Raw genomic sequence first — 12,717 nt, 5'->3', positions numbered from 1 at the left:
TCGAGGTCATTAAATTTGGTTAATTATGCGTCTAGTTAACGATTTAATGCCGAAATGAACAACAGACACTGTTTAAGTTCACAAAAATGGCAGTAATCATACCAATTTTGTGCGGTTTCTTATAGGTCGAATTGATAGAAAATTAACATTTCCTGAGGGGTTTTTGACAATCAATTTTCGTCATGCAGCGTTTGTGTATTTAGGAATGTGAGATAGGGTGCTTATCGGCTGTCTTTTTGCATACGCAGTGCTTGTTGAACAAGGTAAAACTGATACCATGCAGCCATTATTTGGAGAACGCAGACAATGACAATGAGCCTCAAGCAAGCTGAATTAGAACCGCAACAAATGATTGCCCGCCTTGATACGTTTATGGCGAAAATTGAGAACCTAGGTAACGTACTGGGTTTGGATCTGAGTTTTGCTCAAGCGGATCATATCGCGCTAAGAATCAATGAAACGGAATTAGCGAAAGCGGCACATCAAGCATGGTCTGAATTCGGCTCTACGATTTCACAAGCGATGATCAATGGTCGTCCAATTGTTGTAATTGTTTTTGATGAGCCTTTGCAAAGCCGTGGCTGGAGCATTGAGTGTTTAGAGTTACCATACCCCGCAGAAGGCAAGATTTACCCGAGCCAAGATTGGGAACACGTAGAGTTCGTAATACCGTCTCATGCTCAAACGGCTGACGAGTACTTAGCGGATCTGAAAGACACTTACCCGCAGTTCGCTGCTAACTTTGAAACGCTGGCTGAGCAAGGTGTTAAGATCAAGCTATCTAGCCCGAAAGGAGAGGGTGAGCGTTTGAACAACCCAACCGTTGCATTCAAGCATCAAGGGATTTGTATCAAGCTGCACCCACATTCGCTGAAGAAGATTGTTGAATCCGAGCAGGCATAACCTAAGGTTGTTCTAAGAAGAGATTCCTGATCTCGCCTAGGCTCGTCGGAATGACGAGGTTGCCGGTTAGTGAATGTGTTGGTCTACCAACTGTAGTGAACGCTTGATTTGATATTAAAATTTTCAGATAGAGCGCGGATGTGTGCAGTGGTTGTGCCTTACTATCATTCGGTTTGACTGTATCTCTTCTGAGTCATCGTTTTTACTAGCAAGAGAACACCGTCATTCCCGATAGCGACGAAGGAGCGTAGTCGGTAATCTCACAAAGCTGGTCTGACTATCAGATACAAAAAACGCGTAATGGGGCTATCCTATTACGCGTTTTTTATTGGGTTCTAATCGTTGTTGAACCTACAGAATGACAGTCTTGTTGCCGTAAACAAACACGTGATCATTGATCACCTTGTTTAGCGCCTTACTTAGAACATTCTTCTCTACGTCACGACCTGCTTGCGCCATGTCTTTCGCACTGAAGTTGTGATCGACAGGGATAACGTCTTGCTTAATGATTGGGCCTTCATCCAAATCGTTAGTCACGAAGTGCGCTGTTGCACCAATGATCTTCACGCCGCGCTCATAGGCTTGTTGGTAGGGTTTCGCACCGATAAATGCAGGCAAGAAGCTGTGGTGAATATTGATGATCTTGTGGTTGTACTTTTCAACAAATCCCGGAGTAAGCACTCGCATGTACTTAGCCAAAACAAGGTAATCAGCCTCGTATTGGTCAATCACTTCCAGCATTTTTTGCTCATGCTCTTCACGGTTCAGACCTTCGTGTGAAACATGATGATAAGGGATATCAAAACGCTCGGTTAGGCTTTGTAGAATATCGTAGTTACCGACAACCGCTGCGATTTCAACGTCTAAGCTACCATCGAAGTTCTTCATGAGAATGTCGCCAAGGCAGTGTGCTTCTTTCGTCACGAGAATAACCACACGTTTGCGAGAAGAGTCTACTAGCTTACGTTTCGCGTTTTCTGGCAGGGCTTGATCTAGGTCTGCTAGAAAGGTTTCATCATTGAAATACCCTTCAAGCTCTGTGCGCATAAAGAAGTGACCACTAGTGTTATCTACGAACTCGTTATTGTGAACAATATTGAGTTGGTGCTTGTAACAAATGTTGGTGATCTTTGAGATGAGGCCTGGGGCATCAGTACAATGTGTTAGTAATGTTTTTCTTTCCATTTGCATCTTACTTCCATGAAATATTTTTTATTCTTCAAATTTAATGCAGGCCGTCGAACGGTGAACTGAGCCGCAATATCACCGTTATAATTAATCTATTATCAATTTGGTTTCAACAAATTCTGCTGCACATTTATCGCTTTGATAAATTGTTTGATGTCGAAATATCAGTTTTCAGATAGAAAAACAGGCAGAAGCTTCATTTTTAAAGTTTTGCCGTAGTACGCATTTGAACTTCAACCGAGGCATTTTCGCCTTGGCCAAAAATAGAGGTGATACTTATGGATAAAGAGTTACTAGCAAAAAAACTGTACTGCAAACGCGTGAGTTCATTGGCTGGCAGCACAGAGCTAGATGGAAATGTTCTCGATGAAATGTGGGAAAGCAAAACCCCGCCAAGCGATGCAGTAAAAGCCATACAGCCAAATGATAATGAATTTGAAGGCGCTCCTTGGCTATCTCGCTATCTCCACCGAAAATAACAACTCGATCGCAAACTACAGCAGCAAGCTCTAGTTTCATTCCCGCTCTCTAAATCATTTGAAATAACCCAGACACCTCCGGTGCGAAGTCATTCTTGATTCGCGTCGGCTCACTAAACCTGCCATAATTCGCCTTCACTTTTTCTAAACTTCGTACTCTATGATATCTAAAACGTTTTCTGCTGATGGCGCACTGGGTAAAGCAATCCCAGGCTTTCAACCAAGACAAGCTCAGTTAGACATGGCTGAAGCAGTTTCACAGGCCATTCAGCAACAGAGCCAATTGGTGGTAGAAGCAGGGACGGGTACCGGTAAGACATTTGCTTACCTTGTACCGGCACTGCTTAGTGGCAAGAAAACCATTATTAGTACGGGGTCTAAAAACCTTCAGGAACAGCTGTTCCACCGTGATCTGCCTTTGATGACCGATGCCCTTGGCTTTCATGGTCAAGTTGCTCTGCTCAAGGGCCGTTCAAACTATTTGTGTTTGGATAGGCTGAGCCGCCAAATGATCGAAAGTCATGGTACTCATACGGATCCAACGCTGCTCGCTCAGTTAGTCAAAGTTCGTAGCTGGTCGTCATCCACGCAAACCGGTGATTTGGGTGATTGTGATGATATTGCGGAAGATAGCCCTGTAATCCCAACGATTACCTCGACCAACGACAATTGCTTGGGCAAAGAGTGTCCAAGTTATACTGATTGCTTTGTACTTAAAGCGCGTAAAAAAGCGATGGATTCCGATGTGGTGGTCGTAAACCACCACTTGTTCTTAGCGGATTTGGCGATCAAAGAGACCGGATTCGGTGAGCTTATCCCAGAGGCAGATGTGTTTATCTTCGATGAAGCGCATCAACTTCCCGACATTGCGAGCCAATATTTTGGTCAGTCTGTATCGAGTCGACAAATTCACGAGCTCGCCAAAGACATTGAGATTGGCTATCGCACCGAAGCGAAAGACATGCGCCAATTGCAAAAGGTCGGTGATAGGCTGGTTCAGTCATCATCGGATTTAAGAATCGTGCTCGGTGATACTGGTTTTCGTGGTAACTGGCGCGAGGCACTAAAATCAGAGTCGATCGCCAGAGAATTAGTTCGCCTGCAAGATGCATTGCAGCTGGCCGTCGATGTATTGAAATTAGCACTCGGACGAAGCCAACTATTGGATACCGCTTTTGAGCGTGCAAACATGATTAAGTCACGCATTGAGCGTGTATGTGATGTGTCGATTACTGGTTACTCCTATTGGTATGACACCACACCGCGCCACTTTGCTTTGCACATTACGCCGCTTTCAGTTGCTGACAAATTTCACGAGCAGATTGAGCTGAAGCCGGGCGCTTGGGTATTCACCTCAGCAACCTTGGCGGTATCGGACGATTTCGACCACTTCACTTCGCGACTAGGCTTAAAGCCCTCGGCTCAGTTTTCACTGCCGAGCCCATTCGATTATCCGAATCAAGCGCGTTTATGTGTGCCTCGTTACCTTCCAGAACCGAATAGCCCGGGCTTAGCCGATAAACTGGTTCGTATGCTGACACCGGTAATTGAGCAAAACCAAGGCCGCTGTTTCTTCTTGTGTACTTCGCACAGCATGATGAAAGAGTTGGGCGAGCGATTCCGAGAAACCCTCACGGTTCCAGTTCTATTGCAAGGTGAGACAAGTAAGCAAAAAACCTTAGCCGAGTTCATGGAATTGGGTAATGCCTTGCTGGTGGCGACAGGCGCTTTCTGGGAGGGGATAGATGTTAGGGGCGATGCATTAAGCTGTGTTATCATCGATAAATTGCCCTTTACGGCCCCTGATGACCCTTTACTTAAGGCTCGCATTGAGGACTGTAAGTTGAAAGGGGGTGACCCTTTTGCACAGGTACAATTGCCAGATGCCGTGATTACCTTGAAACAAGGTGTCGGCCGATTGATACGTGATAAGCGTGATAATGGTGCTTTGATTATTTGCGATAACCGATTGGTGACTCGCGATTACGGTGGCATCTTTTTGGCGAGTTTACCGCCTATCCCTCGTACACGTGACTTAGGGGTCATTAAAGAATTCTTAGCTAAAGACCATTCAACCGCTGCCGGGTAACTGGCATTGTTGAGCTTAGCCATTATTTTTAGATTAGATAACGAATATTTGAGACACAAATGAGCGCGAAAATTCTTGCAGTAGATACCGCAACTGAAAACTGTTCAGTTGCATTAGTAATTGGTGACCAGGTGTTCGCTCGTAGCGAAGAGGCACCTCGAGACCATACGAAAAAAATTCTACCTATGGTTGATGAAGTACTGAAAGAAGCGAATATCGCTTTAACCGATATTGATGCTATCGCGTTTGGTCAAGGCCCAGGCAGTTTCACGGGCGTACGTATTGGTATTGGTATTGCTCAAGGCTTGGCTTTTGGTGCAGATTTACCAATGATCGGTGTCTCTACATTAGCAGCGATGGCGCAAGGCAGCTACCGTAAATTTGGTGAAACTCATGTAGCAACCGCTATTGATGCGCGTATGAGTGAAGTTTACTGGGCTCGTTACAGCCGTGAACAAGACGGTCGTTGGACTGCGGTTGATGCTGAGTGTGTTACACCGCCAAGTGAATTGGCTGCGCAGCTTGAAGCTGACTCTGAAACATGGGCAAAAGTGGGTACTGGTTGGGAAGCTTACGCCGAGCATATGGATACACTCGCGATCAACACCAAAGCGTGTGAAGTGCTATTCCCAGAAGCTCAAGATATGGCGTTCCTCGCTCAATTCGCTTACGCAGAGGGTAAAGCGGTTGCTGCGGAAGAGTCTGAGCCAGTTTATCTGCGTGATAAAGTGACGTGGAAGAAGCTGCCAGGTCGCGAGTAATTTTTTACAAGGTTCTGATGCAAATTTGATCTAAATGCGTACTATTTAGATTTGAGAGGGCAGATATTTAGTCATGGTATCAATTAATAACTTACCTCCTTCTTCGATAGGCAATACGTCTAAGCCAAATCGAGTTAAAAAGAAGGAGCAGGCAAAAAAATCTGATGCTAGCACTGCGGTTGGGCAGCCAACCAAAGTGGCCAATGCTGTCTCTCATTCTATTCGTCAAGTTAAAGAGTCTGAGTTACACAAGGCTCAAATCCAGTATGATCTTCCAGAAGGCCGAGGACGTAAGGCTATGGAAGAATACATGGATGTAATGAACCAGGCGAAAAAAGAAGAACTTGCAAAGCTTATCGGTGTCGATATCTACATCTAAAGCGTTTTATGAATGCCTGTTTAAGGACCAGAACCATGCCTAATTACTTATCTAAAATACGCTTAATTGCCCTTTCTATTGGTATCTTGGTGCTTGCAGGGTGTTCATCACTTCCTAGCGAGCTTGAAGCAAAATCAGAGCCTGTTATCAGCGACTACCAGCAATGGGTTGACCAATTACCAGACGCTAAAAGTGTTCGGTTAGGCGGCGTCATTTCTAAAGTGACCAACTTAAAAGACAGAACTCGAATTGAAGTTGCTAACATGCCAATTTCAAGCAATGGTAAGCCAGATCTCGATGCCGAACCGAGTGGGCGCTTTGTTGGTTATATTGAAGGGTACGTTGAGCCGTTAAGCTTTGCTGAAGGCCGTTTGATTACGCTAGTTGGTCAATCAGACGGTAGTGAAGATGGTCAAATCGGCGAGTACCCTTACACCTTCCCAGTGATGAAGGTAGATAACCAACGACTGTGGAACATTACGGAACGTGTCGTTGTTAACGATTTCGCACCAACCTACTATTCGTGCAGAAGCCTACATTGCCGTAGCTTCCAAACTATGCCAAGGCACGGTCGAGTTATACAGGACGTAGAGTAGCTCACTTTGCTAGGCCTAGATTGTACAGTCAGATGGAATGAGATGTTTGATGATTGAAAAGTCATACTCCCTTGCGAGCGGGACGCTTGCCACACAGCAGATGGGCAATCCAGAAACGACCGTTACGACGGTCGTTTTTATTCATGGGTGGTTAGATAATTCTGCGAGTTTTTCTTCTGTTATTGCCAACCTACAAACCAGACTACCCGATTGTCATCTGATTGCGATTGACCTCTTTGGTCATGGTCTTTCGTCGCATAAGTCGGGAAGTTACTACCCATTTCATGACTATATCGATGATTTACATCAGCTTGTGACTAAATTATCGCCAAACAGACTGGTGCTAGTAGGACATTCACTTGGTGCATTGATAGCAAGTTGCTATAGTGCCGCCTTTCCTGAAAAGGTGTCAGGATTAATTCAAATTGAAGGTCACGGACCTCTTTCTGAAGCTCCCCAAGAAACGGTCTCTCGTCTAAGAGATGGGGTACTCAGTCGTCTTCGACAGCGGAGAAAGCCTTCACGTCCTTTAGCAAGCCTAGAGGATGCTATTAAGCTGAGAGCACACGCCAACCAAATCAATGCCGAACTTATAGCTCCTATTGTAGAGCGAGGTATTGCCGAGTTAGACGACTCCTGGCAATGGCGATGCGACCCTAACCTAAAATGTGACTCTTTATATCGAATGTCACAGGCGCATGCTGAAGCGATTATGGCGGCTATTGAATGCCCTCAATTAATAATATTAGGCAATGATGGATTTAGACATTTGCAGCATAATCGCTACAAATCAGCCCATAGTCCTCTAATTATAGAGACTGTTCCCGGCGGACATCATTGTCATTTAGAGAGCCCAGAGCTAGTTTCAGAGCTAATTCTTGGTTTAGTTAACAAAATTTAAACAAGTGTTTGAGCCTTTTAGTGCTCATGCACTAAAGCTGTGCTGTAATACCGCAATGATAAAAAGCGGCGAAGCAGTCGTCAGCTGATAAACGAGGAGTAACATAGTGGATAAACCTTGGCTTTCACGTTATCCAAGTGACGTACCAGAGACGATCAACCCAGATCAGTACCCATCTCTTGTTGAAATGTTTGAACAGTCGGTACAGAAGTACGCAGACCAACCAGCATTTGAGAACATGGGCTCAGTAATGACATTCCGTAAGCTTGAAGAGCGCAGTCGTGCTTTTGCTGCTTACCTGCAGAATGATTTGAAGCTGAAGAAGGGCGATCGCGTTGCACTGATGATGCCAAACTTGCTGCAATACCCAATTGCACTCTTTGGTGTATTGCGCGCTGGTATGATCGCAGTGAACGTCAACCCACTGTACACACCTCGTGAGTTAGAGCATCAGTTGAACGATTCTGGTGCAAAGGCGATCGTTATTGTTTCAAACTTTGCTAGCACGCTAGAAAAAGTGGTCGACAACACTCCAGTTAAACACGTTGTACTTACTAGCCTAGGTCAAATGCTACCTCGTGCAAAAGGTACTATTGTCGACTTCGTTGTGAAATACGTGAAAGGCATGGTTCCTAAGTACGATCTACCGGGTGCTATCTCATTCAGAAAAGCGCTGCACAAAGGCCGTCGTCTTCAATATGTGAAGCCGTTTATGGCAGGTGATGATATTGCATTCCTGCAGTACACTGGTGGTACAACAGGTGTTGCGAAGGGCGCAATCCTAACGCACCGCAATATGATCGCGAACGTACTTCAAGCGAAAGGGGCGTATGGTCCTGTTCTGCAAGAAGGCCGAGAGTTGGTGGTCACAGCACTGCCGCTTTATCACGTGTTTGCACTGACAGTGAACTGCTTGCTGTTTGTGGAGATGGGTGGTCGTAACCTTCTTATCACTAACCCTCGTGATATTCCTGGCTTCATTAAAGAGCTGCAAAAGGTTCCGTTTACTGCAATTACCGGTGTAAACACACTGTTTAATGCACTAGTAAACAACGAAGACTTCCATGAATTAGACTTCAGTAATCTGCGTCTCTCTGTTGGTGGTGGTATGGCAGTTCAACGCGCTGTCGCTGAGCAATGGAAGAAAGCGACAGGCATTCACCTATTGGAAGGCTATGGCTTAACCGAATGTTCACCACTGGTAACAGGTAACCCATACGATCTTAAAGACTACACCGGTGCTATTGGCCTACCTGTACCATCGACAGAAGTTCGAATTGTTGATGATGAAGGCAAGGTTATTGCTAATGACCAAGTAGGTGAGCTGCAAGTTCGTGGTCCTCAAGTGATGCAAGGTTACTGGCAACGTCCAGAAGCGACCAAAGAAGTGATTGACCAAGACGGTTGGTTGTCGACGGGTGACATCGTTAAGTTTGACGATGAAGGCTTGCTGCACATTGTTGACCGTAAGAAAGACATGATTCTTGTGTCTGGCTTTAACGTTTACCCGAATGAGATTGAAGACGTAGTGGCGCTACACGGCCAAGTGCTTGAAGTAGCGGCTATCGGTCAACCTCATGAAGTATCTGGTGAATTGGTTAAGATCTACGTTGTGAAGCGCGACCCTAGCCTGACTAAAGAAGACATTATTGCGCACTGTCGTGAACACCTAACGGGTTACAAAGTGCCTAAACTGGTTGAGTTTAGAGAAGACCTTCCAAAGACCAACGTAGGCAAGATCTTACGTCGTGTACTACGTGAAGAGAATGATGCTGAGCTTGCTAAACGCGCGAGTGAGTAACGAACACAGTTTCACCTGAAACCATTGAAACGCTTAATCTAAGCGAGCGTGATAAAATGGTGTTAGAATGCCGACAGTTAATGTCGGCATTTTTGTATCCGGCGATCAAATAGAAACCAGTGAGAGTTTTTGTGGATTATCAAATCATTACCCAATTGAAAGACCTTGAGCGAGTTTGCCAACAAGCACGTGAAGCCGATGTCGTTATGCTTGATACGGAGTTTGTTCGTACAAGAACCTATTACCCTCAATTAGGCTTGATTCAGTTATTTGACGGCGAAACGCTGTCTCTGATTGACCCTATTGCTCTTGATGAAATGACACCGTTCGTTGGGCTATTGAAAGACGCTTCAGTACTGAAAGTGCTACACGCATGTGGTGAAGATTTAGAAGTATTCCAGAACGCATTTGATTGTACACCAACCCCAATGGTCGATACTCAAATCATGGCGGCGTTCTTAGGGCATGGCTTATCAACAGGCTTTGCTGCTTTGGTTTCAGAGTTTGTTGGTGTGGATTTAGATAAGAGTGAATCTCGTACCGATTGGCTGGCGCGTCCGCTTTCTCAAAAGCAACTCGACTACGCCGCAGCAGACGTTCATTACTTAATGCCTATGTACAATAAGCTTCTTGAGAAAGTGATGGAAGCGGGCTGGTGGGAAGCGGCGCAACAAGAGTCTGACTTACAAGTAGCTAAGCGTATCCGCAAAGTAAACCCAGACACGGCTTACCTTGATATCAAAGGTGCATGGCAACTTAAGCCACAGCAACTTGCTATCTTAAGACCACTTGCAACGTGGCGTTTGAAAGAAGCGATTAAGCGCGATCTCGCATTGAACTTTATCTTTAAAGAACAAGATCTTTGGGCTGTCGCGCGTTTTGCGATGAAGAATCCGAAGCGTATGGAAGAAGAAGGTTTTGATTTCCGCTCTGTACGTCGTCATGGCGCGAAGATCAGCTCAATCGTTAAGCTAGCAGAGCATACGCCAGAAGAAGAGTACCCAGCACCAGTTGAACGCCTGATGGACTACCCGGGCTATAAGCAAGTCTTTAAAGTGTTGAAAGATGAAGTGAAAACCGCCTCGCAACACAGTGGCCTAGCGACTGAATTTTTGGCATCGAAGAAGCAACTAAACCAAATGTTGAGTTGGGTTTGGAAGCACGATCGTAATCCAGAAAAACTGCCGGATGTGATGCAAGGTTGGCGTTTAGATCTGGTTGGCGAGAGGCTGAATAAAGCAATCAAATAGCCTGACTGTGTAATAACAAAACGCAGACACAAAAAAGAGAGCCTAGGCTCTCTTTTTTATTCAATCTGCTGACGAGATAGTGATGATTACTTGTCGTCTTCAGGCAGTTTAACGTTCAGCTCTAATACTGAGATATCGTCATCTTTGTGTTCGAACGTAAGGTCAACCATTGATGGATCCACTTCTACGTACTTAGCAATACACTTCAAGATGTCTTCTTTTAGTTGCGGCAGGTAAGACGGCGCTGGGTCGTCATGGCTGCGTCGTTCTGCAACAATGATTTGCAAACGCTCTTTGGCTAGGTTTGCAGTGGTCTTCTTCTGTGGTCTGAAAAACTCTAGTAATGACATTGCGTATTAGCCCCCGAACAGTCGTTTGAAGATGCCTTTCTTCTGTTCCGTTAAGAAGCGGAAGTCAACTTGGCTACCTAGTAGTCGCTCTACAGTATCATTGTAAGCCATACCTGCGTCGGTTGCTTCGTCAAAGATCACTGGAACACCTTTGTTCGATGCGTTCAGTACCGCTTGGCTTTCAGGGATTACGCCCAGTAGAGAAATGTGTAGGATCTCTTCAACATCTTCCACACTCAACATCTCACCTTGATTTACGCGAGCAGGGTTGTAGCGAGTCAGTAGAAGGTGAGTTTTCACAGGCTCCAAGCCGTCCTCTGAACGACGAGATTTAGAGTCAAGAATACCTAGAATACGGTCTGAGTCGCGTACAGAAGAGACTTCAGGGTTGGTCGTTACAATTGCTTCATCAGCAAAGTACAACGCCATTAGAGCGCCTTGCTCGATACCCGCTGGAGAATCACAGATGATGAAATCAAAGCCCATCTCATCCAGTTCATCAAATACGCGACGAACACCGTCTTTGGTTAGTGCATCTTTATCACGAGTTTGAGAAGCAGGGAGAATGAATAGGTTTTCTGTGCGCTTATCTTTGATCATCGCTTGGTTAAGCGTTGCTTCACCATTGATAACGTTAACGAAGTCGTAAACAACACGACGCTCACAACCCATGATTAAATCAAGGTTACGCAGACCGATATCAAAGTCGATAACTGCGGTTTTCTTTCCTTTTAGAGCCAGACCAGAGGCAATAGCTGCACTAGAGGTCGTTTTGCCTACCCCGCCTTTACCTGACGTTACAACGATAATGCGTGCCATTATTTTTTCCTTTTATTTCTCTTATATTGCGAGGACGTCAACGTGTAATACATCGTTTGCCATACTGAACATGGTTTTCTTCTGCCAGTACTCGCTTTCAATTTGATCGCTGAGCCAGTAATTTCCTGCAATAGAAACCAGCTCGGCTTGTAAATCATTACAAATTATTTTTGCTTCAGTTTGACCACTTGCGCCCGCAATCGCGCGGCCGCGTAACGTGCCATGAATATGGATGCTGCCATCGGCAATTACTTCTGCACCTGCACTTACGTGGCTTAGGATTAATAGGTCGCCATCTTTTGCGTATACCTGCTGACCAGAACGAATTGGGGTTCGAACCACTTTAATTGGTGCCATCTTAGCAGGTGCTTGCGATGGAGACTTACTTGCTGTCATTACTGCAAAGCCAGCTTCCCTCGCGAGGTTTTGCATACGTTTGTCAGAACAGCCAGCGACGCCAACCGGAATCATACCCGCTTGAGAGATACCATCTTTGAGTTTTACGAAGTCGATATCGCCAGCCACTTTACTGATGTTGATAACCACAGGTGCGGCAGCAAAAAAAGTGGGCGCTTGGTCTACCTTCTCTTGAAGAAAAGAGACTGCATTTTCGACTTGATCATCGGATAAGTGCAAAACAGATAGCGTAAAGCTGCTACCTTTTAGATCTGGATTACTAGACATCGAAAAACTACAGGACCTCAATAGCGAATTGGTACAATTTCTTTATGAATAAAATAAAGGGCATTGCCTGAAACTAGGTTTATCATGTTATATTCCCAAACCAAGCACAGCAAGTAATCTTGTTGTCAAATGGACGTTTTGTTCCCAATATTTCCCTAACATAAACTATTGATCTCGCATGTGAGAGTTTTGTAGTCATAATCAATTAAAAAGGTTTGTCATGCTGTGTTCTATATATAAAAGCTCAAAGAAAGAAGGAACATACCTTTATATCCCAAAGAAGGATGATTTTTCACAAGTTCCTGACGCATTGATGCAAATGTTTGGTAAACCTAATTTTGTAATGGTAATTAAAATGGATGGCCGCAAACTGGCTCAAGTGAACATCGATAAAGTGAGAGAATCACTGAACACCGATGGCTTCTTTTTGCAAGTTCCGCCTCCACCAGTAAACGAACTTGAGCTGTACAAAGAGCGCAAAGCTCAGCAAAACAATCAAGACGAAGAGTGATAACTA

The 12,717-nt window shown here is 44.9% G+C and carries 14 protein-coding genes; 10 read left to right on the top strand and 4 right to left on the bottom strand.

What is annotated here, in order from left to right:
- The first annotated feature begins 306 nt into the window (after positions 1-306).
- Positions 307-903: a VOC family protein gene (locus OH460_RS19565; RefSeq protein WP_269999222.1), complete on the top strand. Its 597-nt coding sequence runs from the start codon at positions 307-309 to the stop codon at positions 901-903.
- Between the two features lie 351 nt (positions 904-1,254).
- Here the strand turns inward: OH460_RS19565 and purU are convergent, their stop codons facing one another.
- Positions 1,255-2,088, bottom strand: coding sequence for a formyltetrahydrofolate deformylase (purU, locus tag OH460_RS19560; RefSeq protein ID WP_239931335.1), 834 nt, complete (start codon positions 2,086-2,088; stop codon positions 1,255-1,257).
- Between the two features lie 281 nt (positions 2,089-2,369).
- Here purU and OH460_RS19555 point away from each other — a divergent pair, with 281 nt between their 5' ends.
- The 8 genes from OH460_RS19555 (at position 2,370) to rnd (ending at position 10,347) form a co-directional block, all read left to right on the top strand.
- Positions 2,370-2,570 carry a hypothetical protein gene (locus tag OH460_RS19555; RefSeq protein ID WP_269999221.1) on the top strand — a complete coding sequence of 67 codons (201 nt, stop codon included), beginning with the start codon at positions 2,370-2,372 and terminating at the stop codon, positions 2,568-2,570.
- Positions 2,571-2,730: 160 nt separating this feature from the next.
- Positions 2,731-4,659: an ATP-dependent DNA helicase gene (locus OH460_RS19550; RefSeq protein ID WP_269999220.1), complete on the top strand. Its 1,929-nt coding sequence runs from the start codon at positions 2,731-2,733 to the stop codon at positions 4,657-4,659.
- 59 nt (positions 4,660-4,718) lie between these two features.
- The gene (gene tsaB / locus OH460_RS19545) at positions 4,719-5,420 is read left to right on the top strand and encodes a tRNA (adenosine(37)-N6)-threonylcarbamoyltransferase complex dimerization subunit type 1 TsaB (RefSeq protein WP_061033714.1); all 702 of its coding nucleotides are present in this window, start codon (positions 4,719-4,721) and stop codon (positions 5,418-5,420) included.
- Positions 5,421-5,493: 73 nt separating this feature from the next.
- Positions 5,494-5,799 (top strand): hypothetical protein, encoded by a 306-nt coding sequence (locus OH460_RS19540; protein ID WP_004737940.1) that lies wholly within the window; start codon positions 5,494-5,496, stop codon positions 5,797-5,799.
- Between the two features lie 35 nt (positions 5,800-5,834).
- Positions 5,835-6,395 (top strand): Slp family lipoprotein, encoded by a 561-nt coding sequence (locus tag OH460_RS19535; protein ID WP_269999219.1) that lies wholly within the window; start codon positions 5,835-5,837, stop codon positions 6,393-6,395.
- A 49-nt stretch (positions 6,396-6,444) separates the two neighbouring features.
- Positions 6,445-7,296, top strand: a complete 852-nt coding sequence (locus OH460_RS19530; RefSeq protein WP_061033717.1) for an alpha/beta fold hydrolase — start codon at positions 6,445-6,447, stop codon at positions 7,294-7,296.
- Positions 7,297-7,402: 106 nt separating this feature from the next.
- Positions 7,403-9,097 carry a long-chain-fatty-acid--CoA ligase FadD gene (gene fadD / locus OH460_RS19525; RefSeq protein ID WP_269999218.1) on the top strand — a complete coding sequence of 565 codons (1,695 nt, stop codon included), beginning with the start codon at positions 7,403-7,405 and terminating at the stop codon, positions 9,095-9,097.
- Between the two features lie 131 nt (positions 9,098-9,228).
- Positions 9,229-10,347, top strand: coding sequence for a ribonuclease D (rnd, locus tag OH460_RS19520; protein WP_269999217.1), 1,119 nt, complete (start codon positions 9,229-9,231; stop codon positions 10,345-10,347).
- A gap of 86 nt (positions 10,348-10,433) precedes the next feature.
- Here the strand turns inward: rnd and minE are convergent, their stop codons facing one another.
- Genes minE through minC form a run of 3 tightly spaced genes read right to left on the bottom strand, consistent with a single transcriptional unit; the run spans position 10,434 to position 12,200 of the window.
- The gene (minE, locus tag OH460_RS19515) at positions 10,434-10,697 is read right to left on the bottom strand and encodes a cell division topological specificity factor MinE (protein ID WP_004737949.1); all 264 of its coding nucleotides are present in this window, start codon (positions 10,695-10,697) and stop codon (positions 10,434-10,436) included.
- Between the two features lie 6 nt (positions 10,698-10,703).
- Positions 10,704-11,516, bottom strand: coding sequence for a septum site-determining protein MinD (gene minD, locus OH460_RS19510; protein WP_008221225.1), 813 nt, complete (start codon positions 11,514-11,516; stop codon positions 10,704-10,706).
- Positions 11,517-11,537: 21 nt separating this feature from the next.
- Positions 11,538-12,200, bottom strand: a complete 663-nt coding sequence (minC, locus tag OH460_RS19505) for a septum site-determining protein MinC (protein WP_061033720.1) — start codon at positions 12,198-12,200, stop codon at positions 11,538-11,540.
- A 220-nt stretch (positions 12,201-12,420) separates the two neighbouring features.
- Between minC and OH460_RS19500 the strand changes: the two genes are divergently transcribed.
- Positions 12,421-12,711 (top strand): YcgL domain-containing protein, encoded by a 291-nt coding sequence (locus OH460_RS19500; protein WP_269999216.1) that lies wholly within the window; start codon positions 12,421-12,423, stop codon positions 12,709-12,711.
- Positions 12,712-12,717 lie beyond the last annotated feature (6 nt).

Origin of the sequence: Vibrio sp. Makdt (assembly GCF_027587015.1) — a bacterium.
GTDB lineage: Bacteria > Pseudomonadota > Gammaproteobacteria > Enterobacterales > Vibrionaceae > Vibrio > Vibrio chagasii_B.
The sequence above is the reverse complement of the archived record's forward strand: the minus strand, read 5'-3'. Positions and strand labels throughout refer to the sequence as shown.